The 24,736-nt window shown below is 59.2% G+C and carries 24 protein-coding genes and 1 tRNA gene; 14 read left to right on the plus strand and 11 right to left on the minus strand.

Annotation, left to right across the window (positions count from 1 at the left end):
* The first annotated feature begins 8 nt into the window (after positions 1 to 8).
* On the plus strand, positions 9 to 806 hold the full coding sequence (locus G6N80_RS12635) for an FAD binding domain-containing protein (RefSeq protein ID WP_165134225.1): 798 nt from the start codon (positions 9 to 11) through the stop codon (positions 804 to 806).
* A 217-nt stretch (positions 807 to 1,023) separates the two neighbouring features.
* A complete protein-coding gene (hemA, locus tag G6N80_RS12640; RefSeq protein ID WP_165134228.1) occupies positions 1,024 to 2,238 on the plus strand; it encodes a 5-aminolevulinate synthase in 1,215 nt (404 codons plus the stop codon).
* A gap of 57 nt (positions 2,239 to 2,295) precedes the next feature.
* Here hemA and G6N80_RS12645 read toward each other — a convergent pair whose 3' ends face one another.
* On the minus strand, positions 2,296 to 3,705 hold the full coding sequence (locus G6N80_RS12645; protein ID WP_165134231.1) for a helix-turn-helix domain-containing protein: 1,410 nt from the start codon (positions 3,703 to 3,705) through the stop codon (positions 2,296 to 2,298).
* A gap of 131 nt (positions 3,706 to 3,836) precedes the next feature.
* On the opposite strand from G6N80_RS12645, the gene G6N80_RS12650 reads away from it, so the two are divergent.
* The 5 genes from G6N80_RS12650 (at position 3,837) to G6N80_RS12670 (ending at position 9,199) form a co-directional block, all read left to right on the plus strand.
* Positions 3,837 to 5,369, plus strand: a complete 1,533-nt coding sequence (locus G6N80_RS12650) for an acyl-CoA carboxylase subunit beta (RefSeq protein ID WP_165134234.1) — start codon at positions 3,837 to 3,839, stop codon at positions 5,367 to 5,369.
* 89 nt (positions 5,370 to 5,458) lie between these two features.
* Positions 5,459 to 6,352 (plus strand): glutathione-dependent disulfide-bond oxidoreductase, encoded by an 894-nt coding sequence (yghU, locus tag G6N80_RS12655; protein WP_165134237.1) that lies wholly within the window; start codon positions 5,459 to 5,461, stop codon positions 6,350 to 6,352.
* 73 nt (positions 6,353 to 6,425) lie between these two features.
* Positions 6,426 to 6,803 (plus strand): hypothetical protein, encoded by a 378-nt coding sequence (locus tag G6N80_RS12660; protein WP_062556064.1) that lies wholly within the window; start codon positions 6,426 to 6,428, stop codon positions 6,801 to 6,803.
* Between the two features lie 4 nt (positions 6,804 to 6,807).
* Positions 6,808 to 7,182 (plus strand): hypothetical protein, encoded by a 375-nt coding sequence (locus G6N80_RS12665; RefSeq protein WP_062556063.1) that lies wholly within the window; start codon positions 6,808 to 6,810, stop codon positions 7,180 to 7,182.
* A gap of 4 nt (positions 7,183 to 7,186) precedes the next feature.
* Entirely contained in the window at positions 7,187 to 9,199 is a 2,013-nt protein-coding gene (locus G6N80_RS12670; protein WP_165134240.1) for an acetyl-CoA carboxylase biotin carboxylase subunit, read from the plus strand.
* A gap of 28 nt (positions 9,200 to 9,227) precedes the next feature.
* Here G6N80_RS12670 and G6N80_RS12675 read toward each other — a convergent pair whose 3' ends face one another.
* Positions 9,228 to 9,587, minus strand: coding sequence for a type II toxin-antitoxin system RelE/ParE family toxin (locus G6N80_RS12675; RefSeq protein ID WP_165134243.1), 360 nt, complete (start codon positions 9,585 to 9,587; stop codon positions 9,228 to 9,230).
* Positions 9,577 to 9,846 (minus strand): type II toxin-antitoxin system ParD family antitoxin, encoded by a 270-nt coding sequence (locus G6N80_RS12680; RefSeq protein WP_165134246.1) that lies wholly within the window; start codon positions 9,844 to 9,846, stop codon positions 9,577 to 9,579. Before G6N80_RS12680 ends, G6N80_RS12675 begins: the two co-directional genes overlap by 11 nt.
* 106 nt (positions 9,847 to 9,952) lie before the next feature.
* Here G6N80_RS12680 and scpA point away from each other — a divergent pair, with 106 nt between their 5' ends.
* Positions 9,953 to 12,091 (plus strand): methylmalonyl-CoA mutase, encoded by a 2,139-nt coding sequence (scpA, locus tag G6N80_RS12685; RefSeq protein ID WP_062556059.1) that lies wholly within the window; start codon positions 9,953 to 9,955, stop codon positions 12,089 to 12,091.
* Between the two features lie 60 nt (positions 12,092 to 12,151).
* Here scpA and dxr read toward each other — a convergent pair whose 3' ends face one another.
* Positions 12,152 to 13,318, minus strand: coding sequence for a 1-deoxy-D-xylulose-5-phosphate reductoisomerase (dxr, locus tag G6N80_RS12690; RefSeq protein ID WP_165134249.1), 1,167 nt, complete (start codon positions 13,316 to 13,318; stop codon positions 12,152 to 12,154).
* 137 nt (positions 13,319 to 13,455) lie between these two features.
* Here dxr and G6N80_RS12695 point away from each other — a divergent pair, with 137 nt between their 5' ends.
* From G6N80_RS12695 to G6N80_RS12705, 3 genes are all read left to right on the plus strand, one after another.
* Positions 13,456 to 14,679 carry an FAD-dependent oxidoreductase gene (locus G6N80_RS12695; RefSeq protein ID WP_165134252.1) on the plus strand — a complete coding sequence of 408 codons (1,224 nt, stop codon included), beginning with the start codon at positions 13,456 to 13,458 and terminating at the stop codon, positions 14,677 to 14,679.
* A 293-nt stretch (positions 14,680 to 14,972) separates the two neighbouring features.
* On the plus strand, positions 14,973 to 15,320 hold the full coding sequence (locus tag G6N80_RS12700; protein ID WP_062556056.1) for a hypothetical protein: 348 nt from the start codon (positions 14,973 to 14,975) through the stop codon (positions 15,318 to 15,320).
* A 180-nt stretch (positions 15,321 to 15,500) separates the two neighbouring features.
* Positions 15,501 to 16,133, plus strand: coding sequence for an exopolysaccharide biosynthesis protein (locus G6N80_RS12705; protein WP_162249593.1), 633 nt, complete (start codon positions 15,501 to 15,503; stop codon positions 16,131 to 16,133).
* A gap of 42 nt (positions 16,134 to 16,175) precedes the next feature.
* On the opposite strand, the gene G6N80_RS12710 is transcribed toward G6N80_RS12705, so the two are convergent.
* Positions 16,176 to 16,252: transfer RNA gene (locus G6N80_RS12710), tRNA-Arg, on the minus strand.
* Positions 16,253 to 16,316: 64 nt separating this feature from the next.
* Positions 16,317 to 17,480, minus strand: a complete 1,164-nt coding sequence (locus G6N80_RS12715; protein ID WP_062556054.1) for a M20 aminoacylase family protein — start codon at positions 17,478 to 17,480, stop codon at positions 16,317 to 16,319.
* A gap of 202 nt (positions 17,481 to 17,682) precedes the next feature.
* On the opposite strand from G6N80_RS12715, the gene G6N80_RS12720 reads away from it, so the two are divergent.
* Both G6N80_RS12720 and G6N80_RS12725 read left to right on the plus strand, forming a co-directional pair.
* Positions 17,683 to 18,744, plus strand: coding sequence for a D-alanyl-D-alanine carboxypeptidase family protein (locus G6N80_RS12720; RefSeq protein ID WP_165134255.1), 1,062 nt, complete (start codon positions 17,683 to 17,685; stop codon positions 18,742 to 18,744).
* A 23-nt stretch (positions 18,745 to 18,767) separates the two neighbouring features.
* Positions 18,768 to 19,964 (plus strand): CobW family GTP-binding protein, encoded by a 1,197-nt coding sequence (locus tag G6N80_RS12725; protein WP_165134258.1) that lies wholly within the window; start codon positions 18,768 to 18,770, stop codon positions 19,962 to 19,964.
* Between the two features lie 36 nt (positions 19,965 to 20,000).
* On the opposite strand, the gene G6N80_RS12730 is transcribed toward G6N80_RS12725, so the two are convergent.
* From G6N80_RS12730 to G6N80_RS12750, 5 genes are all read right to left on the minus strand, one after another.
* On the minus strand, positions 20,001 to 20,225 hold the full coding sequence (locus tag G6N80_RS12730; RefSeq protein ID WP_062556051.1) for a sulfurtransferase TusA family protein: 225 nt from the start codon (positions 20,223 to 20,225) through the stop codon (positions 20,001 to 20,003).
* Between the two features lie 8 nt (positions 20,226 to 20,233).
* Positions 20,234 to 21,631 carry a L,D-transpeptidase family protein gene (locus tag G6N80_RS12735; RefSeq protein WP_165134261.1) on the minus strand — a complete coding sequence of 466 codons (1,398 nt, stop codon included), beginning with the start codon at positions 21,629 to 21,631 and terminating at the stop codon, positions 20,234 to 20,236.
* A 188-nt stretch (positions 21,632 to 21,819) separates the two neighbouring features.
* Positions 21,820 to 22,773 carry an acetyl-CoA carboxylase carboxyltransferase subunit alpha gene (locus G6N80_RS12740; RefSeq protein WP_062556049.1) on the minus strand — a complete coding sequence of 318 codons (954 nt, stop codon included), beginning with the start codon at positions 22,771 to 22,773 and terminating at the stop codon, positions 21,820 to 21,822.
* Between the two features lie 50 nt (positions 22,774 to 22,823).
* Complete coding sequence (gene xerD, locus G6N80_RS12745; RefSeq protein WP_165134264.1) at positions 22,824 to 23,771, minus strand: site-specific tyrosine recombinase XerD; 948 nt, start codon at positions 23,769 to 23,771, stop codon at positions 22,824 to 22,826.
* Positions 23,768 to 23,959: a hypothetical protein gene (locus G6N80_RS12750; RefSeq protein ID WP_062556287.1), complete on the minus strand. Its 192-nt coding sequence runs from the start codon at positions 23,957 to 23,959 to the stop codon at positions 23,768 to 23,770. The genes xerD and G6N80_RS12750 overlap by 4 nt, the downstream gene beginning before the upstream one ends.
* 174 nt (positions 23,960 to 24,133) lie before the next feature.
* Here G6N80_RS12750 and G6N80_RS12755 point away from each other — a divergent pair, with 174 nt between their 5' ends.
* On the plus strand, positions 24,134 to 24,733 hold the full coding sequence (locus G6N80_RS12755; protein WP_244484794.1) for a shikimate kinase: 600 nt from the start codon (positions 24,134 to 24,136) through the stop codon (positions 24,731 to 24,733).
* The last annotated feature ends 3 nt before the right edge of the window (positions 24,734 to 24,736 follow it).

Raw genomic sequence — 24,736 nt, forward strand, 5'->3', positions numbered from 1 at the left:
GATCAAGCATGTATGATACCAATTACCACCGCGCCTCCTCGGTCGAGGAGGCCGTTCAATTGCGGTCGTCGCAGGACGAGGCCCGCTATCTTTCCGGCGGCATGACGCTGATCGCCACCATGAAGCAGCGGCTTGCCGCGCCTTCGGATCTGGTGGATCTGCGGCATGTGGCCAGCATGAAGGGGATCTCGGTCGAAGGGCGCAAGGTGCGTATCGGAGCCGCCACGACCCATGCAGAAGTCGCTTCGTCGTCGGCGCTTCGGGCCGTATGCCCCGCTATCTGCCATCTGGCCGGCATGATCGGTGATCCGCATGTGCGCCACATGGGCACGATCGGCGGTTCCGTTGCCAACAACGATCCGGCAGCCGATTATCCGTCCGCCGTGCTGGCACTCAATGCAACGGTCGTGACGGATCGCCGGGAGATCGCGGCCGACGATTACTTCCAGGGCATGTTCGATACGGCACTGGAAGAGGGCGAGTTGATCACGGCCATCACCTTCGAAGCGCCGGAAAAAGCTGGCTATGCCAAGTTCCCCAATCCGGCCTCGCGCTATGCCCTGACCGGCGTGTTTGTCGCCAAGCATGCTTCCGGCGTTCGTGTTGCGGTTACGGGGGCGGGCTCCAATGGCGTGTTCCGCGTACAGGATCTGGAGGCTGCACTTTCGGCAAACTGGTCTGCCGAATCAGTGTCGTCTGTCAGTGTCGATGCGAGCCAGATGATGGAAGATATGCACGCCACGCCGGACTATCGCGCCAATCTCGTCAAGGTCATGGCGAAGCGGGCGGTGCATGCCGCGGGGTAATTTCTTCGCTTAAAACCACTTGGGGCGGTGAAAACCGCCCCTTTTTTATCTCTGCTTGATGTGAATCAATTTTTTCTTATGACAGCTTTCATAAATTCATATTGGAATGATTCAAAAAAATGCGCCAAATGCCGCAGGTGGCATGGAATCGCGGGTTGCAGGCTTGACGGGACAAACCTCAACACCCAAAACGGGGTGCAGGTTCTGGAGTGTAAGAATGGATTTCGAGGCATTTTTCAAGGGCGAGCTGAACAGCCTTCATCAGGAAGGCCGCTATCGCGTGTTCGCCGATCTCGAGCGTCACCGTGGAAACTTTCCGCGGGCAACGCGCCACACTCCGGAAGGCAAACGCGATGTCACCGTCTGGTGTTCCAACGATTATCTTGGCATGGGCCAGCATCCGGCTGTGATTGCAGCCATGCATGAGGCGATCGATCACTGTGGCGCGGGTGCTGGCGGCACCCGGAATATTTCTGGAACCACCCACTATCACGTTCTGCTGGAGCAGGAACTTGCCGATCTGCACGGCAAGGAAGCGGCTCTGATCTTCACCTCGGGCTATGTGTCGAACTGGGCAACGCTCGGTACGCTGGGTGCGAAGATTCCGGGTCTCATCATCTTCTCGGATGCTCTGAACCACGCTTCGATGATCGAAGGCATTCGCTTCGGCAAGTGCGAACGCGTCATCTGGAAGCATAATGATCTGGATGATCTGCGCGCCAAGCTGGCCGCTGCGGATCCGAAGGCTCCGAAGCTCATCGCATTCGAGAGCGTCTATTCCATGGATGGCGATATCGCGCCGATCAAGGAAATCTGCGATCTGGCCGATGAATTCGGGGCCATGACCTATCTGGACGAAGTGCATGCCGTTGGCATGTACGGTCCGCGCGGCGGTGGCATTGCCGAGCGCGAAGGCCTTATGGATCGCATCACCATCATCGAAGGTACGCTGGGCAAAGCCTTCGGCGTCATGGGTGGTTACATTACGGGCTCAAACGCCGTGTGTGATTTCATTCGCTCGTTTGCATCTGGCTTCATCTTCACGACGGCTATTCCGCCAGCGCTTGCTGCCGGTGCGGTCGCCTCCATTCGTCACCTGAAGAACAGCCCGTTCGAGCGCGCTCGTCATCAGGATCGCGTCCGAAAGCTGCGCGCTTCGCTGGATGCGCGTGGCATTCCGCACATGATGAACCCGAGCCATATCGTGCCGGTCATGGTGGGTGATGCGGCCAAGTGCAAGTGGATCTCGGATCTGCTGCTCGATCACTCGGACATTTATGTTCAGCCGATCAACTACCCGACGGTGCCACGCAAAACCGAGCGTCTGCGCATCACGCCGACACCGTTGCATTCAGATGCTGATATCGAGCACCTGGTTGGCGCATTGCATCAGCTCTGGTCGCGTTGCGCACTGGCGCGTGCGGTGGCCTGAGCATTCGAAGATCTGAAATTCAGAAGCGGATCGTGGCAGCGCGGTCCGCTTTTCGTTTCACACAATCCGATACGGCACGATCGAACGGTTGTCGTGATCGACCGTCAGCCTGCTTTTGAGCGGGGGCATGGCCCTTTGCGGGCAGTTGTGGCGCTCGCAGATGCGGCAGGATATGCCGATGGGCTCGAAGGCGGCGCGGCTGTCGAGATCCAGATCGTCCGCATAGACGAAGCTGTCCGCATAGGAAATCTCGCAGCCCAGAGCCAACGCATAGCGTGGCTGCACGGCGCGAAAGCCGCCGCTGCCCTTGGTAATCTGGGTGGCGAGACAGAGGTATCGCACCCCGTCAGGCGTTTCCGCCAGTTGCCGGATAATGCGGCTTGGCATCTCGAAAGCCTGATGCACATTCCATAAGGGGCAGGCGGCACCGAAGCGGGCGAACTGAAGCTTGGCGGCGCTGTGGCGCTTGGTGATGTTTCCTGCCCGATCCACCCGTGCGAAGAAAATGGGAATGCCCTTCTGCCCCGGTCTTTGCAGCGTGCTCAACCGGTGGCAGATCTGTTCCAGGCTCGCGCCGAAATGGGCGGAGAGCAGGTCGAGATCATGGCGCAGGTCGCGGGCGCGTTTCAGGAAGCTTTCGTAGGGGAGAAGAAGGGCGCCGGCGAAATAGTTCTGTAAGCCAATGCGACAGATTTCCACCGCTTCGGTTGTCCGAAAACCGGCCTCGCGGGCGGCGCGATCAATGGGTTCTGCGGCGAAAAGCTGGGCAATCTGAAGCGCCATCTGGAAATCGCGAGTGGCGGGCGTCGCATAGGCGTTCAGCGAGAGACGACGGGAGGCTGGATCGAAGCTGCGGATGAGTTCATCCTTCAGGGAGGTGCGCTCTACGCGCACACCAAAACGGTTGAGCAGAAAGTGCTGCAAGGCCGAGTGGTTGTCCCCGCCGCCAAGGCCGATCTCGGCCGCCAGACGCTCGGCCAGGATATCCAGTTCGTGAATGTAGTTGTCCACGAAATGGAAGTAGTCGCGCACCTCGTCGTAAGGTGTGGTCTCGCTCAGCGCCGCGCGACCCAGCCGGTCATCCATGCTGGCCAGTTGTTCGCTAGAACGGCGATAGGCCTGATGCGCGGCAATCAGCGCATGGGCAATGGCAGGTGCGTTCTGCGTCACCAGCTTCAGATCCTGCAGGCTGCCCGTGTAGCCTTCAAACAACGGATCGGAGAGGGCTTCAGACAAGGCGGAAAGAAGACGGTCCCCTTCGCCGGAAGAGAGATCAGCAATGCTGACACCGAATTTTTCCGCCAGCGCCAGCAGAACGGCAGCGGATACGGGACGCTGGTTGTTCTCAATCTGGTTCAGGTAGCTGGTCGAGATCCCGAGCCGTTCTGCGAACTGGCTTTGTGTGGCACGGGCCGCCTCCCGCACATCCCGAACTTTTCGACCGATATAGAGCTTGCCAATCGCCATGAGTTTGCAACTTCGCAAAATGCAGTTTGCATATTTATAGATTACACATTGCCACCTCTTCAACCAAAATCCATGTTTCGCCTGCATGGTCAACGCGATACAAGAGCAAGACAAATTCAGGGGAGGCATCATTGCGCGCAGTTTTGAGCGAAGTGGAAGCACGGCGGGCAGAGGCACGCCTTGGTGGCGGCCAGAAGCGCATCGACGCGCAGCACGCCAAGGGGAAGCTGACGGCGCGCGAGCGTATCGAGGTGTTGCTTGATGAAGGCTCCTTCGAAGAATACGATATGTATGTCACGCATCGTTGCGTCGATTTCGGCATGGAAAGCCAAAAGGTAGCCGGCGATGGCGTCGTTACCGGCTGGGGCACGATCAACGGTCGGCAGGTCTACGTTTTCTCCCAGGATTTTACCGTTCTTGGCGGATCGCTGTCTGAAACCCATGCGCAAAAGATCTGCAAGATCATGGATATGGCGGTTCGTGTCGGCGCGCCGGTCATCGGCCTGAATGATTCGGGTGGTGCCCGCATTCAGGAAGGCGTGGCGTCGCTGGCCGGTTACGCGGAAGTCTTCCGCCGCAATGCGGAGGCCTCTGGTGTCATTCCGCAGATCTCGGTCATCATGGGGCCTTGCGCGGGTGGCGCTGTTTATTCGCCTGCCATGACGGATTTCATCTTCATGGTGCGCGATAGCTCCTACATGTTCGTCACCGGCCCCGATGTGGTAAAAACGGTCACGAACGAAATCGTGACGGCGGAAGAGCTGGGCGGCGCTTCCACCCATACGAAGAAGTCTTCCGTGGCCGATGCGGCCTATGAAAACGATATCGAGACGCTGGAAGCAGTACGCCAGCTGTTCGATTTTCTGCCGCTCAACAATCGCGAAAAGCCGCCGGTGCGTCCCTTCTTCGATGATCCGGCGCGAGTGGAAATGCGGCTCGATAGCCTGATCCCGGATTCGCCTACCAAGCCTTACGACATGAAGGAACTCATCTACGCGATTGCTGATGAGGGTGACTTCTTTGAAATTCAGGAAGCCTTTGCAAAGAACATCGTCACCGGCTTCATCCGTCTGGAAGGACAGACGGTGGGCGTCGTCGCCAACCAGCCAATGGTGCTGGCGGGCTGCCTCGATATCGATGCCTCGCGTAAGGCAGCGCGTTTCGTGCGCTTTTGCGATGCTTTCTCGATCCCGATCCTGACGCTGGTGGATGTGCCGGGCTTCCTGCCGGGTGTGGCGCAAGAATATGGCGGCGTGATCAAGCACGGCGCAAAGCTGCTGTTTGCCTATTCGGAAGCCACCGTGCCGATGGTGACCCTGATTACCCGCAAGGCCTATGGCGGTGCCTATGACGTGATGGCTTCCAAGCACATTGGCGCTGACGTGAACTATGCCTGGCCGAGTGCGGAAATTGCCGTCATGGGAGCCAAAGGGGCAACCGAAATTCTCTATCGTTCCGAGCTTGGCGATGCGGACAAGATCGCGGCACGCACCAAGGAATATGAGGAGCGGTTTGCCAATCCCTTCGTGGCGGCGGAAAGGGGCTTCATCGATGAGGTCATCATGCCGCATTCGTCGCGCCGCCGCATTGCGCGGGCTTTCGCCTCTCTGCGCAACAAGCAGATTACCACCCATTGGAAAAAGCACGACACGATCCCGCTTTGAGGCTCGCGTATCCAGTGTGAACACTTATATCTTGCGGGTTACGCCCTTCCTCCACGGCGTCAGCCTCTTGAAACAAGGATTTCAATTCCATGAGTGATTCCAAATTTCCGCCGGAAAAGAACCTGCCAGCCGGCTATGAACCGCCCAAGGTCTGGACCTGGGAGCCTGGCAATGGTGGCGCCTTTGCCAGCACCAATCGACCCATCGCCGGGTCCACGCATGAGCAAGAACTGAAGGTCGGCAAGCATCCGCTGCAGCTTTACTCACTGGGCACACCCAACGGCCAGAAGGTTACGATCCTGCTGGAAGAACTGCTGGAAGCGGGTCACGCGGTTGCCGAATACGATGCCTGGCTCATCAATATCGGCAAGGGCGATCAGTTCGGTTCCGGCTTTGTTGGTGTCAATCCGAATTCCAAGATCCCGGCTTTGATGGATCATCAGCCGACGGGCGGTGGTGAGCCTGTGCGCTTGTTCGAATCCGGCTCCATTCTCGTCTATCTGGCGGAAAAGTTTAGCGCGTTTCTGCCCGGCGATCTGCGGGCCCGTGCCGAGGCCATGAACTGGCTGTTCTGGCAGATGGGTTCAGCGCCTTTCGTCGGCGGCGGTTTCGGCCACTTCTTTGCCTACGCGCCGATGAAAATCCAGTACGCCATCGATCGCTACGCCATGGAGACCAAGCGCCAGCTGGATGTGCTGAACCGGCAGTTGGCCGAGAATGAGTTCGTTGGCGGTCGCGAATACACCATTGCCGATATGGCGATCTGGCCCTGGTATGGTCGCCTTGCACTGGATTCCTCCTATCCGAATGCAGGCGAATTCCTGTCAACCGCTGAATACGAACATGTGGTGCGCTGGGCCAAGCAGTTGGCGGCGCGTCCCGGTGTCAAGCGCGGCGGCATCGTCAACAAGGCCTCGGGCGATCCGGGTTCCTTCCTGCCTGAGCGTCACGATGCGTCCGACTTCAACGGTCTGAACGTCTGATCATACACATCGGCCTGCCTCTTCCTCGGAACGGGCAGGCCGTCGACACATAAGAATAAACTGGAGACTGCCCGTGGCCAACCTGCCGGAAATGACGAAACACCGAGGCTTTCCAGGAGGAATGCCGGGCACCGGCGTGCAGTTCACCATTCGTCGTGCCAACCCGAAGGGCGTGACACCGCTCAAGGCTATTCCACGCAAGGCCCGTCCCGGCACCAAGGAACACCGCATCGATGCGGCCTTCCTGCATGCACTGTGGCATCATTTCGGCGACCAGCCATTTGAGCGCGGCAATCTGGATGCCGCCCGCCTCAGCCTGCTGTTCGGGCGCGAAGTGGTGCCTGTCGACAAGGATTTCGATCCGCAATCCTACGAGGCGCTGCTGCAGATCAATGAACGCGTAGCGCGTCAGAATTTCCCTGAATCCTTCGAAGATGTGTTTGAGGTCTAGAGCCATGGCCAAGACCCCTGAAATGCCAAAGCATCGCGGTTTTCCGCTGGGGCTTCCCGGAACCCAGTGGCAGTACACACTGCGCCGCGCCAATTCCAAGGTGACCAAACTCACGGCCATGCCGCGCCATCGTACCATGGACCAGACAGTGGCTCTGGCGGATGCCGGTTTCCTGCAAGCGCTGTGGCAGTTTTTCGGAGCGGAACCCTTCGAGCGCGGCAATCTGGATGGCGAGCGGCTTGGCCGTCTGTTCGGACGGGAAGTGGTTGCCGCAGAACGCGGCTTCGATCCCTCATCCTATACGGCGCTGTTGAAGATCAACGAGGCCGCCGCGCGGAAAAATTTCCCGAGTGCTTTTGAAGATTTAGGTCAGGGGTGACACGATGCCGATCCAGAAAATCCTGATTGCCAACAGAGGCGAAATCGCTTGCCGCGTCATTCGCACGGCGAAGAAAATGGGCATCAAGACGGTCGCCGTCTATTCGGATGCCGATTCGAATGCGCTGCATGTGCGTGAGGCCGATGAAGCGGTGCATATCGGTCCGGCACCGTCGTCGCAGTCCTATATCGTCATCGACAAGATTATGGATGCAATCCGCCAGACCGGTGCCGATGCCGTGCATCCCGGTTACGGCTTCCTGTCGGAAAATCCGCTGTTTGCAGAGGCGCTGGAGAAGGAAGGCGTAACCTTCATTGGCCCACCGGTCGGTGCCATTCAGGCCATGGGTGACAAGATCACCTCGAAGAAGATTGCAGCTGAAGCAGGCGTTTCTACCGTTCCCGGCCATATGGGGCTGATTTCCGATGCGGATGAGGCGGTGAAGATTTCCGCAGCCATCGGTTATCCGGTCATGATCAAGGCCTCTGCTGGAGGTGGCGGTAAAGGCATGCGCATTGCCTGGAACGATGCGGAAGCCCGTGAAGGCTTCCAGTCTTCCAAGAACGAGGCGAAAAGCTCGTTTGGCGACGACCGCATCTTCATCGAGAAATTCGTCACCGAACCACGCCATATCGAGATCCAGGTGCTGGGCGACAAGCACGGTAACTGCCTTTATCTGGGTGAGCGCGAATGCTCCATCCAGCGCCGTAACCAGAAGGTTATCGAGGAGGCTCCGTCGCCGTTCCTCACACCTGAGACCCGTCGCGCCATGGGCGAACAGGCCGTGGCTTTGGCGAAAGCTGTCGGTTACCACTCGGCAGGTACGGTGGAATTCATCGTCGATGGCAAGGCCAACAAGTTCTACTTCCTCGAGATGAACACCCGTTTGCAGGTGGAGCATCCGGTGACCGAACTCGTCACCGGCATCGACCTTGTGGAACAGATGATCCGCGTTGCCTCGGGCGAAAAGCTGGCGCTCGCTCAGGACGACGTGAAGCTGAACGGCTGGGCCATCGAAAGCCGCCTATATGCGGAAGATCCGTTCCGCAACTTTCTGCCCTCCATTGGCCGTCTCAGCCGTTACCGCCCGCCTGTCGAGGGTGAGCAGGCTGAGGGCACGGTGGTGCGCAACGATACCGGCGTCTATGAGGGCGGCGAGATCTCGATGTATTACGATCCCATGATCGCCAAGCTTTGCACCTGGGGTGAGACCCGCGAGGTGGCAATCGATGCCATGCAGGCGGCGCTCAATGATTTCGAGGTGGAAGGCATCGGTCATAACCTGCCCTTCCTCTCTGCCGTCATGGGGCAGGAGCGCTTTCGTTCCGGCAAGCTGACGACAGCCTATATCGCGGAGGAATTTCCCGATGGCTTTTCCGGTGTCACGCCGGATGCCGCCGCTTCGCAGAAACTGGCCGCCATTGCTGCTGTCATCAATGCCCATGTGCAGAGCCGTGCGGCGCAGATTTCCGGCACCATCGGCAACCATGCCCGCAAGGTGGGCAAGGACTGGGTGGTGCAGCTGGGCGATGTCAGCCATGCCGTTTCGCTTTCAAGCGGTGCGGATGCGCAGGTCGTCACGTTCAACGAAGGTGGCGAAAGCGTCACGGTCGCCGGTTCCTGGCATCCGGGCCAGACGCACGCGCATTTCCTGCTGAACGGGCAAAAGCTGGGCGTGAAGGTGGATCTCGTCGGATCTGCTATCCGCCTGCGCGCCAACGGCATGGATGTGTCGGCGCGTGTGCGTAGCCCACGTGTGGCGGAACTGGCAAAGCTTATGCCGGTCAAGCTGCCGCCGGATACCTCGAAGATGCTGCTCTGCCCCATGCCGGGCGTCATTACCGGCGTCGCGGTGAAGGTGGGTGACACGGTGGAAGCCGGTCAGACGCTCGCCACCGTCGAAGCCATGAAGATGGAAAACGTGCTGAAAGCCGAGCGTCGTGGCGTGGTGAAGCGTGTTGCCGCCAGTGCCGGTCAGAGCTTGGCGGTGGACGAACTGATCATGGAGTTCGAGTAAGATGGGATCTAACGGTTTGGAAAAGTGGTCAAGCGTCGCCGAACGTTTTGCCAAGCCGTTTGAGGATGTGCTTCTCGTGGTCTTGGCCACGGAAAAATACCGCCAAGACCTTCACTTCCTGCCTTGCTTCATCGACTTTAAAATAGAAAATCGTGCGATTCTTGGTCACCTGTCGCAATCCAGGCGAAATCTGATGCCGCAGACTCCCCTGGTGCGGAGCACGAACAAGCGCCAGCATATCACTGTCTATAGCTTTCAAGCGCGCTGCAGCACGCTCAACGGCGTCGTGCAAGTCATCTCCGAGAGAGAGATAGGACTCGACAAGATGCTCGAAAATCAGGTTGAGGTCTTGGTCCGCTGCAGGGGCCCGGAACAGCTCAAAAACCATATTCTGCTTTCTTGCGTGCAATCAACGCATCAATACGGCGGCTGCTTTCCTCCGCATTCAAGAAAGGCCCCTTGCTTCTCTCTTCGATTAGTTCCCGCAGAGCCGCCAATTCCGCTTCCTTCATCTCCGTCTGCTCGCGCAGCAGCTCCAGCCCCTGCTGCACTACGGCGCTCACGCTTGAATAGCGGCCTTCTTCAACCAGTCGGCGGGCAAAGGCGTCTTGCTGGTCGGAAATGGATACGGATGCTTTTACGGTCATGGCTCAAGGCTCCCGTGAAAAATGCGCTCAATATGCTACTGAGTAGCAATTTCGTCAATCTCAACGCCGCGCTGACTGTGATGTCGGCCTCTGGAGGATCAGCCCGATGAGCAAGAAAACCGTTGCCGACTGGCAGGTGCTGGCCGAGAAGGAACTAAAAGCATCACCGGACAAGCTCATCTGGAACACGCCGGAAGGCATTCCGGTGAAGCCGCTCTACACGGCGGAAGATCTTGACGGCGTCGAGCATCTGGAAAGCCTGCCGGGCTTCAAACCCTTCGTGCGCGGTCCTCGCGCCACCATGTATGCGGGGCGCCCCTGGACGATCCGCCAATATGCGGGCTTTTCGACCGCTGAGGAAAGCAATGCGTTTTATCGCAAGGCGTTGGCCGCCGGTCAGCAGGGTGTGTCCGTCGCCTTCGATCTCGCCACCCATCGCGGTTACGATTCCGACCATCCGCGTGTGGTCGGCGATGTCGGCAAGGCGGGCGTAGCGATCGACTCGGTCGAGGATATGAAGATCCTGTTCAATGGCATTCCCTTGCAGGATATCTCCGTTTCCATGACCATGAACGGCGCGGTCATTCCGATCCTCGCGAACTTCATCGTGACGGGGGAGGAGCAGGGCGTTTCGCGGGATCTTCTCTCGGGCACCATTCAGAACGATATTCTGAAGGAGTTCATGGTTCGCAACACCTACATCTATCCGCCGGAGCCTTCCATGCGGATCATTGCGGATATCATCGCCTATACGGCCAAGGAAATGCCGCGCTTCAACTCCATCTCGATTTCCGGCTATCACATGCAGGAAGCGGGCGCGACGCTGGTGCAGGAGTTAGCCTTCACGCTGGCGGATGGTCGGGAATATGTACGGGCCGCTCTGGCACGTGGCCTGAACGTCGATGAATTTGCCGGGCGCCTGTCCTTCTTCTTCGCGATCGGCATGAACTTCTTCATGGAAGCAGCAAAGCTTCGCGCTGCGCGCCTGCTTTGGTCGCGCATCATGGAAGAGTTCGAGCCCAAGAAGCCCGGCTCGCTGATGCTGCGCACCCACTGTCAGACCTCGGGCGTCTCGCTTCAGGAGCAGGACCCATATAATAACGTCATCCGTACGGCCTATGAGGCGCTGTCGGCGGTGCTGGGCGGCACGCAGTCTCTCCATACCAACGCGCTGGATGAGGCGATTGCCCTGCCGACGGAATTTTCAGCGCGCATTGCCCGCAACACGCAGCTTATCCTTCAGCATGAAACGGGTGTGACCAAGGTGGTCGATCCGCTGGCGGGCTCCTATTACGTCGAGAGCCTGACCAAGGAACTGGCAGACAAGGCCTGGGCGCTGATCGAAGAGGTCGAGGCCCTGGGCGGCATGACCAAGGCTGTGGCTGATGGTCTTCCCAAGCGCTTGATCGAGGAGGCGGCAACCCGGCGGCAGGCGCGTGTGGATCGTGGCGAGGAGATCATCGTCGGCGTCAACAAGTACCGGCTGGAGAATGAAGAGCCGATCGATATTCTCGACATCGACAACACCGCTGTCCGCAATTCGCAGATCAAGCGGCTGGAGCAGATCCGCCGCCAACGCGATCCGAAACGCGTTGAGGAAGCACTGGCAGCGCTGACCAAGGTCGCTGAAACCGGAGAGGGCAATCTCCTGGAGAAGGCGGTCGAGGCTGCCCGCGCCCGCGCAAGTGTCGGTGAAATTTCCGATGCCATGCGCGCCGTTTTCGGAGATCACTCTGCCGTGCCGGAAGTGGTGAGCGATATCTATGGTCCGGCCTATGCGGATGATCCCGAATATCAGACGCTGACCGGGCGTCTCTCGGAATTTGCCAAGGCAACGGGCATCAAGCCGAAGATGCTGGTCGCCAAGCTCGGTCAGGATGGCCATGATCGCGGTGCGAAGGTCATTGCCTCTGCATTCGGCGATATCGGCTTTCAGGTGATTGCCGGTCCGCTGTTCCAGACACCGGAAGAGGCGGCATCGCTTGCCGTATCCGAAAAGGTGCAAGTGGTCGGCATGTCATCGCTGGCGGCCGGTCACAAGACGCTGGCGCCGCAGCTCGTCGAGGCCTTGAAGGCGAAGGGGGCGGAAGAGGTGATTGTCGTGGTGGGCGGCGTCATTCCCCGGCAGGATTACCAGTTCCTGCTGGATTCCGGCGTTGCTGCAGTCTTCGGTCCCGGCACCAATGTGCTGGATGCCGCCCGCGCCATTCTCGACCTGATGGAAGGGCGGCGGCGCAACGCCTGAAGTTGCTCTGTTTGACGCATTTCCAGACGGAAAACCGGGTGCCACTTTTCCTGGAAATGCTTAAGGCAACTTCGCCTTCGCCCGGTGGCGCGCTTCCAGATCGGCAGCAAACACATCGTCCATGGTTGTGGCTGGTGGTAGTTGTGCCAGCTCGTCCATGACGGCTTCGGTAATCTCCGCCATGGCGAGGAAGGGAAGCTCGCCCGCAATGAAGGCCTCCAGCGCCACTTCCTTTGCACCGTTCAGCACAGCGCCCTGCACCCCGCCGCGTGTCATGGCAAGCCGCGCCAGCCGGAGCGCCGGAAAGCGGGTCTCATCGGGCGCTTCGAAATCCAGTCGAGAGAGCTTGGCGAAATCCAGCCGCTCCACCGGCAGCTTCCCGCGGCGGGGATAATGCAGGGCATAGCCTATGGCGTGGCGCATATCCGGGCAGCCAAGCTGGGCAAGAACGGAGCCATCCGCATAACCTACCATGGAATGAATGATCGATTGCGGATGAACGATCACCTCCACCTGTTCCGGCGAGAGGCCGAAGAGGTGTTTCGCCTCGATCATCTCCAGCGCCTTGTTGAACATGGAGGCACTGTCGATCGAAATCTTCAGGCCCATGGACCAGTTGGGGTGCGCGCGTGCTGTCTCCACTGTCACGCCCGCCATCTGTTCGCGCGTAAAGGTGCGGAACGGCCCGCCGGATGCGGTGAGAATCACGCGCTCGATGGCGTGGCGCTGGTTCTCCTCCAGCACCTGAAAAATGGCATTGTGTTCGCTGTCGACCGGCAGCAGACGACCGCCACCAGCTTTGACGGCTGAGATGAACAGGTCACCAGCAGAAACGAGGCATTCCTTGTTGGCGAGCGCGATGTCTGCGCCGCGTTTGGCCGCCGCCAGCGTGGGGCCAAGCCCTGCCGTGCCGACGATGGCGGCCATCACCATGTCCGCTTCGGCGCTTGCCGCCTCCAGGAGGCCGGTCTGGCCAGCGGCCACTTCAATACCGGTGCCGGACATGAGATCGCGCAGCGCCACATACTGGCTTTCATCGGCGGTGACGGCGAGCTTTGCGCGATGCGCCTTTGCCTGCTCGGCCAGAAGCTCGATGTTTCCGGCGCCCGTCAGGGCGACAACCTCGAAACCGTCCGCCTCATCGAGGTGCGTCAGCACATCCAGCGTATTGGTGCCGATGGAGCCCGTCGAACCCAAGATGGAAATGCTGCGTCTGGCAGAAGTCATTCTTTCCCGTTCCTCATTCACCTGCCCGTTTACAGGCGGCGCCTGTCCCTCACAAGAGCTTATCAAGTCGCATTGAATTTCCCCTGTTTCATTGCCAGATGGCAGAGTCGGGTCGCAAGCGAATCGGGAGATCATGCATGGTGGAAAAAGTTCTGAACACATCCTGCGCCATCGCAGGTGGCGGTCCGGCTGGCCTCATGCTGGGGCTTCTTCTGGCGCGTGCCGGGGTCGATGTGACCGTTCTCGAAAAGCACGATGATTTCCTGCGCGATTTTCGCGGCGATACGATCCACCCGTCTACGCTGGAGGTGATCTACGAACTGGGCCTTGAAGAGGAATTTCTCAAGCTGCCACACACGCGTGCGCCGAAACTCATGGCCGAGATGGGCGGCCAGACGATCACCATGGCGGATTTCTCGCGCCTGCCCGTGCGCAATCGCTTCATCGCCTTCATGCCGCAATGGGATTTCCTGAATTTTCTCGCAAGCCAGGCCGCGCGCTATCCCAACTTCCGCTTGCTGACAGGCGCAAGGGTCACAGAGGTGCTGGAGGAGGGACATCGGGTTCAGGGCCTCAAGGTCGAAACCGCGGAAGGCACGTTGATGCTGCGGAGTGATCTGGTCGTTGCCGCCGATGGTCGCAATTCCGTGGTTCGGGAAAAGGCAGGTCTGGACGTGGAAAGCTTCGGCAGTCCCAGCGAAGTCGTCTGGATGAAGCTGTCCAAACAGGAGGGCGACCCGGCGCAAACCATGGGCCATGCAGGTCCGCGACAGGGCTTCGTGCTGATCGATCGCGGCGATTACTGGCAGTGCGGCTATATCGTTCGCGGCGAAACATTCGAAGAGATCCGGCAGCGCGATCTGGAAGAATTCCGCAACAAGGTGCGTGCTGTTTCTCCCTTGCCAGCCGAGCGGATGGATGAAATTCAAGGCTGGTCAGATGTCAGCCTGCTGCAGGTGCGTATCGACCGGCTGAAGCAGTGGTGGAAACCCGGGCTGATTGCGATTGGCGACGCGGCGCATGCCATGTCTCCCATTGGCGGGGTAGGTGTCAATCTTGCGATTCAGGACGCGGTGGCTGCTGCCAACATTCTCGCGGAGCCGCTGGCAGGACATCGTTTGCGTGATGAGCATCTCGCGGCTGTGGAGAAGCGCCGTCTCTTCCCCACGAAAGCAACCCAGAAACTGCAGTTGATGATGCGCTCCAATCGCCGCAAGGAGTTGGTGCATGAGGAGCGGAAAAAGGGCCCTCCTGCCTTCATCCGTAATATTGCCCGCTTTCCATTGTTGGCTCATCTCGCAGGTCGCTTGATGGGCCTCGGCTTTCGAATGGAGCACGTACGAACCAAGTCGTTACTTTGAATTGTACAATCTTGGGGCGCTTTGATTTAAAATAAAACGAGCAGTGGTGGCGAAGATGTTTTATTCCGATACGGGAATCACTTCGTTTAGACCTCTGGATAGTATGTTATTGACATAATCCCCTTTTGTAATACTAATATTTTTCCGAATTTTTTACCAAGAGGTAAAATGGTGCCTCTTAATCGTCTTGCCCTCTTTCTTGTGAAGGTGGGCGGGAAGCGAGAACTGAAGCAATGAAAGGCTTCAAACGTGGATGTGTTTTCGATTTGCGTAATCCATGCTGAGGGATTTCAATGAGCGTAGATCATTTTGATGGCGCGCTGGTTCGCCAACTCGTCGCTTCGTGTGACCTTCAGGATGCTGCCCATATTCCCAAGGCTCTGTTTTCCTATATCAGCTCTGTCCTCAGCAGCCGGGAGCCGAATGTCTACCTCATTGACCTCCTCCCGTCATTGAGTGCGGCAGTACAGGCGTTTCTGACAGGCATTGGTGCCTTCAACCGTAGCCCAATGCCCGAGTTGGAGGTTGCCCGCCGGCGTGGACGTCTTCTGGAATGTCTTGATGCATTCATGGATGAGGCGCGATTGAGCCAACAGAGCATGGCCTTCATGGAAGCGTTGCGCGCCAGCGATCGATCTTGACGTCGGCCGTGTTAGCGCTGTCATTTCAGATGTAGCTGTCGAGGGCGCCGTCGCCTCTGGCGGATTGCCGTGAGCGACACTACATCGCTGCCATGAAGAGATACTTGCCCCCGCGTACCCGCTCAAATGCGTCAGGCCTGACGCATTTGGATTCTCTGGCAAACTGGACGGAATTTGATCTTGTCTGATGGACACAAGCCAATTTCCGTTGTCCTGGCAGATCTGATTGCGGCTTTCGACGGACGAAACGTCACGCTGGGCGACCTTCTGGACCGGTTGGGCCACCAGGCTACGGCGGTGGTTCTTGTGATATTCGCCATTCCGGCGATCATTCCGACGCCGGGTATCCCGGCGGGAATGATCTTTGGAAGCGCACTTGCCGTGTTTTCCCTGCAACTTGTTGCCGGCGGGCGTGAGTTCCTGCTGCCAAAAAGGCTGGCGAGAACCGCCCTTCCTCAAGGCCTTCTGCAGCGCATGCTGGCGTGGCTGGTGCCGAAACTTGCCTGGCTGGAGAGCTGGATGCGGCCCCGTATGGCGTGGTTGTCGCGCGATGGTGCCCTGCGGCTGCACGGATTGTTCGTGTTCGTCATGGCGGTTCTGATCGCGCTTCCCATCCCGTTCGGCAACGTGCTTCCGGGACTTGCCATCTTTCTCATCGGCATAGGTCTGGCGCAGCGGGACGGGGCAACCGTGCTCATCGGCTGGGGATTCGGCCTGGGCGCCTTGGCCTTTACCGCGTTCCTGTTCCTGGGCGGCTGGTGGCTGATCAGCGATTGGTTCGGCTGGGGCGGCGCATCGCGACCGCCAGCTTGATCGAGCACATCAGGCTTCGGTACCTTCTCTCTTTTGGGGAAGTGGCGTCCACGAGAGGATTCGAACCTCCGACCCCAGGATTAGGAATCCTGTGCTCTATCCTGCTGAGCTACGTGGACACGCTCTTTCGTCATACCGCAGCCTATTCCCGGGAACAAGCCCGGATTGAGGCTGCGCGGGAGCTTATGCCGCAAGGCGTTGTTCGGTCAGCTTTACCCAATAGGAAATTCCGTAGGCAATCGCTTCGTCGTTGAAATCGTAGGCGGGGTTGTGGAGTGCTGCCGTATCGCCATTGCCGATCATGATATAGGCGCCAGGACGGGCCTGCAGCATGAAGGCGAAGTCCTCGCCCGCCATGCTGGGATCGACTTCCGTGTTCACATTCGTCTCGCCGACGATATCGATTGCCGCCCGCGCGGCATGGACGGTCTCTTCCGGATGGTTGACCGTCACAGGGCATGAACGCTCGTAGTCAACCTCGGCAATCGCATCACTGGCGACCGCGATACCTTCCGCGATCTGGCGGATCCGCTTTTCGGCAAGATCACGTACCTGCTCGTCCAGGCTGCGAACGGTTCCGGTGAGATAGGCTTCCTCGGGGATGATGTTGTGCGTGGTTCCGGCATGGAACTGCGTGATGGAAACCACGACAGAGCGCAGGGGATTGGCATTGCGTGCCGCGATCATCTGCAAGCCATTGACGATCTGCGATCCGATCACGATCGGATCCGCCGTGCGATGGGGCTCTGCCGCGTGACCGCCGCGGCCGGTGATCTTGATCGAAAACTTGTCCGGGGCCGCCATGATGCCACCCTTGCGGATTGCGAAGGTTCCAAGCGGCATGCCCGGCATATTGTGCATGCCATAGACTTCCCGAATGCCGAAGCGCTCCATCATGCCGTCCTCGACCATGGCCAGCGCGCCACGGCCGCCTTCCTCGGCAGGCTGGAAGATGAGAGCGACAGAGCCTGCGAAGTTGCGGGTCTCTGCCAGATATTTGGCCGCTCCCAGCAGCATGGCCGTATGTCCATCGTGACCGCAGGCGTGCATCTTGCCGGGCAGTTTCGATGCATAGGGTTTGCCGGTAATTTCCTCCAGCGGCAGCGCATCCATGTCGGCTCGGAGCCCGATCACGCCGTCACCGGTATGACGCCCGCGAATGATTCCCACGACGCCGGTGCGTCCCAGGCCTGTCACAATCTCGTCAACGCCGAATGCCCGAAGCTGGGCTTCCACGAAAGCCGCAGTTTCCTCGACCTCATAAAGAATGCCAGGATTTTCATGAATATGGCGGCGCCATTCGGTAACTTCGTGCTGCAGTTCGGCTGCTCTATTGAGAACGGGCATTACGCTTCCTGTAGGACTTTGACGATAGTATCGAAGTGCGCATATTGCGCCGCGGAATTGACGGAATCAATCATCTTTGCCATTGCTAGGCCTCATTCACGCGTTCCAAGCGAAGACGTCGCACGCGTAGTCCCAGACGAGGTCTGATCCCTTGCCGAACCGGTCCACTCGCCTTCTTCGTTTCCCGAAGCCAATTTCCCTGATGCTGTCGCTGGTTCTCTCGACCTGCATTGCCAGCACGCAGGCGCTCGCCAACCCCAAGATCGTGGTGGATGTGCGCAGTGGCCGCGTGATCTCGCATCAGGATGCTTTCCGAAAATGGTATCCCGCTTCGCTGACCAAGCTGATGACGATCTATGTCACCTTCAAGGCCATCAAGTCGGGCAAGGTGGCCATGGATACCCCAGTCGTCTTCAGCAAGAAGGCGGCGGACCAACCGCCCAGCAAGCTGTTTCTGAAGCCGGGGTCATCCATGACGCTGGATGCGGCGCTGAAGATCCTGATGGTGAAGTCGGCCAATGACGTCGCGGTCGCGGTTGCGGAAACCGTCGGTGGTTCCAACGATCAGTTCGTCGCCATGATGAACGCGCAGGCACAACAACTGGGCATGCGTTCAAGCCGCTTCGTCAATCCGCACGGACTTCCCGGTCAGGGCCAGTACACGACGGCGCGCGACCTTGCTGTGCTGACGCTGCAGTTGAAGCGCGATTTTCCGGAATACCAGAGCTATTTCTCGCTGGAAGGTGTGACGACCGGTGCCAAGGAATATCCGAACTTCAACATGCTGATTGGCCGTTTTGACGGTGCCGACGGTATGAAGACAGGCTTCATCTGTGCATCGGGCTTCAATCAGGTCTCGTCCGCCACCCGCAATGGCCGCAGCGTGATCTCGGTCGTGCTGGGATCCGACAGTCTGGGAGGACGGGCTGACGATTCCGCCGAGCTTTTGCAGGCGGGGCTGACGGCGCCTGCCAACGAGGGGGTGCCGCTGGCATCGCTTGCTCCCTATGGGCCGGATCAGGATCAGGTTGTGGACATCAGTGCGCAAATCTGCAATCCGAAGGCGGCAAAGGTGCGCAGTGAAGGGCGTGATGATGCCGGTCGCATGGTTCTGCATTCGCCCTATGTGCACGAGATGACACGTCCGCCGCAGTTCACTTTTGCAGGCGTTGTGCCAGTCGTGGAGCCCGAGAAGCCTGCAAAAGGCGCGAAGGGTCAGCCTGCCAGCGTACCTGTTCCCATTCCCCGTCCAGCCGCGCTGTGACGGTGTTCCAGAAAGACTTGCCGATGTCCTCCCCGCGTCAACCTATTCCGGTCTCCATTCTCACAGGGTTTCTCGGCGCGGGAAAATCCACGCTGCTGAATCGTATCCTGAAGGATCCGGCTGCGTCCGATACGGCCGTCATCATCAACGAGTTCGGCGAAGTCGGTATCGACAACTTCCTGGTGGAGTCTTCGGGCGATACGCTGCTTGAACTGTCGAACGGATGCCTTTGCTGCACGGTGCGCGGTGAACTGGTGGAAACGCTGGCCTCGCTGGTGGATCAGATTCAGACCGGTCGCCTGAAGCCTATCCGCCGCGTCGTGATCGAAACGACTGGTCTTGCCGATCCCGCCCCCGTCATGCAGGCGGTCATGGGCAATCCCGTCATCGCGCAAAGCTTCAGCCTTGATGGTGTCGTGACCGTTGTGGATGCGGTGCATGGCGTTTCCACGATCCAGCGCCATCCCGAGGCGGTGAAGCAGGTGGCGGTCGCCGACCGGCTCGTTCTGACCAAGAAGACGCTCGCGGATGCTGCGGCCATTTCTGCTGTTCTGCGCCGTCTGAACGATCTCAATCCACGGGCGCAGATTCTCGATGGCGATCTGCCAGCCGCAAGCACCATCGATCTCCTCGTCAACGGCCTCTACGATCCCGAAAGCAAGGTGCCGGATGTTGCCCGCTGGCTGCAGGAGGAGCGGGAGCACGGCGACGAGCATCATGACCACCACGAGCATGAGCACGACCACGACCACGATCACGATCATGGTGATCACGCTCATGAGCACGGGCACGGCCATGAACATGGCCACGGGCATCATCACCATCATGATGTGAACAGGCATGGCGCGGATATCCGCTCTTTCTCGATCCTCCATGATGAGCCGATCGACCCCCTAGCGGTTGAGATGTTCGTGGATCTGCTGCGCTCCGCGCATGGGGACAAACTCCTGCGCATGAAAGCCATCGTTCAGCTTTCCGACAATCCGGAGCGTCCGCTGGTCCTGCATGGCGTGCAGAGCATCTTTCATCCGCCGCAGCGGCTTGCCGGCTGGCCGGAAGGGGCAGAACGGCGCACGCGGATGGTCCTGATCACGCAAGGATTGCCGGAGGAATTCGTTCAGGATCTTTTCGCGGCCTTTACGGGCCAGCCGAAGATTGACCGGCCGGATCGCGCAGCGCTTGAGGATAATCCGCTTGCTGTGCCTGGAATGCGCTTCTGATCGTCCAGGTCGGCAGACGGGACAGTCGGCTATCGATCAGGCCTTGCGGATAATGAAGCGATGGCCGCCCTCGGTCCGCTCGGTCGAGAGCAGGATGTGACCGTCTTCGCGGCAGAAATGCGGGATGTCGATCCCGGCCAAGGGATCCGTGGTGTCAACGATGAGTTCGCTGCCACTTGTCATGCGTAAGAGTTTCTTGCGGGCCTTGAGAACCGGGAGCGGGCATTTCAGCCCGCGCAGATCGTAGATCTCTCCCGGCATCGAGGTGCTTACCAGAACTTCCAGAACGGCTTCTTGGCGTCTTCCTGCGTGGCCGTCTGCTGAACCGAGGCATAGGCCATCGGGTTCTGAGCTGGAACCGGCACCTGGCCTGCGGACCTGGCGGCGGCGTTACCAGACGATTGTCCGGCACCCGGCTGCTTCTGCATGGAGGCAAACTGTGCGTTAGACGGTGCGTTTGCCGGTGCGCTGACCGCTATCGGGCCTGCCACTTGCGGTGCAGTTCCGGTGCCCATGGCGCTCGCTACGCTCATGGTGGAGCGCTGGCCGGGAACCGAACCGGTCATCGTCACGCGGCCCTGCTTTGCTGCAGCCCCGCCCGGCTGGGCAGAAGCAAGCATCGTGCCCGGTGCAGGCTTGGCTGCCTTGTTCAGGCGAGCGGCCATCAGCACATCAAACTCTTCCTGCTTGACCAGCTTTCCGGCCGCAAGCGATGTGCCGGTCGGCGCATAGGCGATATCCTTGCCCTTGCGCTTGTCTGCAACCACGGCCTTGCGTTCTGCTTCCGTCGGCTCGTACCACACCATGCCGTCAAGCTTTTCGACCGCCTTGGCATAGGCCAGTTCATACTGCTTTTCGTAAGCCGACAATGCCGCAGACAGGGCAGGCGGGGTCGACATTGGCGGGCAGGCGGCACCGGCAGACGGCGTTCCCTGCATTTCCTGGTTGAAGACGTATTTCTTGCCGCAGACGCCCACGTCCGGCGGACGCTTGGTCACCTCGAAATTGTCGTAGCCAACCTTCAGCATCTTCCAGAAATCATAATTCTCGCTGGTGCGATGCCGCGCCATGTTTTCCGCCGTCATGCGGAAGGGGAAGGCCTGCAACTGCACGCTGGACTGGCCGCCCTTGAAGGCATCGCGCGCGAAGGCGTAGATCTCGAGGATCTGCGCATCGGTCATTGAATAGCAGCCTGAAGACGAGCAGGCGCCGTGGATCATGAGGTTGGAACCGGTGCGGCCATTGGCTGCATCGTAACGGTTCGGGAAGCCGGTATTGATCGCGAGATAGTATTTGGAATTCGGATTCAGATGCGCAGGCGTCAGGTTGTAGAAACCTTCGGGCGCCTGCCGGTCGCCTTCCTTCACCTTGGGGCCCAGCTTGCCGGACCAGGCACAGATGTCGTAATCGGTGATCTTCTCGAAGCGGTTGTCGGCGCGCGCCTTCCAGATCTCCATCTTGCCTTCTTCCTTGAAGACACGAATCATGATGGGAGAATTGCGCGGCATGTTGCGCTTCTGCATTTCCGCAACGAGGCGGTCGGGCAGAGGCTGCTCCGTCTTGTTCTTGACCTTCGACAGGTCAATGGTGGCCGTATCGATCGTATCGTTACAACCAGCCAGCGCGGTGGCCATCAGGAGAATGTAGGCGATATGTTTCAAGCGCATCGGAACTGATCACGTCAATCGGGCTACAGGTACAGGTTCATCCTAATACCCAGTATTTTCACGATAATAAAGCGGTAAGCTTTACATTCTCTTAACCGCTTCAGCACGGTTAAGTGTGCTGACATGCTTGCAAGCTGCGCCCGGTCAGGGCGAAAGACCCGGATTTCCCGGATCTTTCCGATATTTCATCAGAGATTGCGGCCAATAGCCAGAAATTTCTCGCGGCGTGCTTTTCGTACGGCTTCGGGCGAAAGCTTGCCAAGATCAGCGAGAGCAGCCTTGATCACGTCACCCGTCGCATCGATTGCGGCTTCCGGATCACGATGTGCGCCGCCCAGCGGCTCCGGGATGATGTCATCGATCACGCCCAGCGCTTTCAGATCCTGCGCGGTAATCTTCATGGCCGTTGCCGCTTCGCGGGCGCGGGTTGCATCGCGCCATAGGATCGAGGCTGCACCTTCCGGCGAGATGACGGAATAGATCGCGTGTTCCAGCATGTAGACCTTGTTGGCCGCGGCAATGGCGATTGCGCCACCGGAGCCGCCTTCGCCGATCACGACGGAGACCATCGGCACCTTGATGCCAAGGCACATCTCGGTCGAGCGGGCGATGGCTTCCGCCTGTCCGCGCTCTTCCGCACCGACGCCCGGATAGGCGCCAGCCGTATCCACCAGCGAAATCACCGGAAGGCCGAAGCGGTCCGCCATCTCCATCACGCGGATTGCCTTGCGGTATCCCTCCGGACGGGGGCTGCCGAAATTGTGCTTGATGCGCGATTTCGTATCGTTGCCTTTTTCCTGGCCGATCACCGCAACGGGCTGGCCGTGGAAACGGGCAAGGCCTGCCTGGATGGCTGCGTCTTCGCCGAAGGAGCGGTCGCCGGCCAGGGGCGTGAATTCCGTGAACAACCGGCTCGCATAGTCCAGAAAATGCGGACGGCGGGCCGTACGGGCCACCATCGTCTTCTGCGCCGGCGTCAGCTTGGAGTACACGTCGCGTGTCGCTTCCTGGATGCGTTGTTCCAGGCGCTGAACTTCTTCGGACGTATCGATGCTCTCATCTTCCGCCGCAAGCTTCTTCAGCTCGTGGATCTTAGCCTCCAGGTCGGAGATGGGCTTTTCGAAGTCGAGATCGTTATGCATGAGCTCCGTTTTCCGATCGTTTGGCGGCCGTGCCGCGCTCCGCCCGGGCTCTAATCAGGGTTTTTCGCGCCTTTTGCAAGAGGGTGATGCGTTTCAACCACTTCTCTGAGCCGTTCTTCCAGTACATGGGTATAGATTTGCGTGGTTGAAATATCAGAATGTCCAAGGAGTTCCTGTACCACGCGCAGGTCGGCACCGTTTTGCAAAAGATGGCTGGCAAAAGCATGGCGCAGTACGTGGGGCGAGATCGTCGCGGCCCGGATGCCTGCCCGTCCGGCCAGGCTCTTCAGGTCGCGGGCGAAGACCTGGCGCGGCAGGAAGCCCTGTTCGCTGCTGGCGGAGAATAGCCACGGGCTGTCGATATCACCGGCTGCGATTGCCGCGCGCCGCGCGTCCGCATAGTCTGCCAGCGCCTTCATGGCGGATCGCGACAGCGGAACCAGACGTTCCTTGTTGCCCTTGCCGCGGATGATGAGGAAGCGGCCCTCCTGATCCAGCACCTTTGCCGGCAGCGACACCAGTTCGCTCACGCGCATGCCCGTGGCATAGAGAAGTTCCAGAAGCGCCAGCATCCGAAGTCTAAGCAGCCTTCCCGGTCCCTCTTCGGATGCTTCTGCCTGCGCCCGCTCCAGAAGGCGGCTCACATCGGCTTCGCTCAGGATTTTCGGGATGGACTGCGGTTTTTTCGGCGCATCGAGAATGGAGCTCGGGTCGTCGCCGCGAATGTTTTCCGCAAACAGAAACTTGTAGAACTGCCGTATGGCCGAGAGCCGTCGCGCCTGAGATGAAGCGGCGAAGCCTTGTTTGGCGAGGTGGGCGATGTAGGCGCCAAGATCGTTGCTGTCTGCTTTCAGAAGAGAGGTCTTCTTCTCGGAGAGAAACGAGGAGAGATCATCCAGATCGCGTTCATAGGAAGACAGCGTGTTTTCAGCCGAGCCACGCTCGGCGCTCATCATTTCCAGAAAGGCTTCCAGATGCGCGTGGGAGCGATCGCTCATGGTGAACCTGTGGCGGGCGTTGCCGGTGCCGCAGGTGGCGTCTGGGCAGGGTTCAGCCGCTCCGAGGGAATTCGCACCGTCACGTCACGTTCGCGCGGTTCCACGAAGATCGCCAGTGCGAAAAGTCCCGCATAGACGAGTCCGACAATGACGCCAATGGTGAACAGGAAGCGGAAGAGTGTTGGCATGGAGCGCTCCGGATTGTCGCCGCGCATTTATCGGCATTGATGCCCAAAGGTGCAAGGCCACATGCAAGATATGAGAGTTTTGGCGTGATTATGGTCTGAAGCCCTGTGCCGGTGCTTGACGCTGAACAATCATTTGTCGATAGGGTTCTGATCTTGTGGACTATTGAGAGGCCCATGCCCAATTCGATGCCCGATATCACGAAGCCTGCCCTCGGCATCAATCCGCTGGTCGAGCAGGCGCGCGCGGCTCTCGGTCGTCGCAATCTCATTTTCATCGGCTTGATGGGAGCTGGTAAGTCCGTCATCGGGCGGATGGTCGCCCAGCAGTTGTCGCTGCCCTTCATCGATACTGACGTGGAAATCGAACGCGTTTCGCGCATGACGATTTCCGAATTGTTTGCGAGCTATGGCGAGCCGGAGTTTCGCGCGCTGGAAACCCGCGTCATCGAGCGGCTGCTGAAAGGCGGACCGCGGGTCATCTCGACGGGTGGCGGCGCCTTCATCAATGAGCGGACGCGTGGTGTCATCAAGCGCGGTGGCGTTTCCGTCTGGTTGCGAGCGGATCTCGACATTCTCTGGGAGCGTGTCAACAAGCGCGATCATCGCCCGCTGCTGAAAACCGAAAATCCGAAGCAGACGCTGGAAAACCTGATGAACCAGCGTTACCCGATCTATTCCGAATCCGATCTGACGGTGGAATCGCGCGATGTGCGCAAGGAAATCGTTGCGAATGAAGTGCTGGCGGCGGTTGCGTCGCTGGGCGAGGGGCGTTGAGAA

The organism is Rhizobium rhizoryzae, assembly GCF_011046895.1.
In the GTDB taxonomy this organism is placed as follows: domain Bacteria; phylum Pseudomonadota; class Alphaproteobacteria; order Rhizobiales; family Rhizobiaceae; genus Neorhizobium; species Neorhizobium rhizoryzae.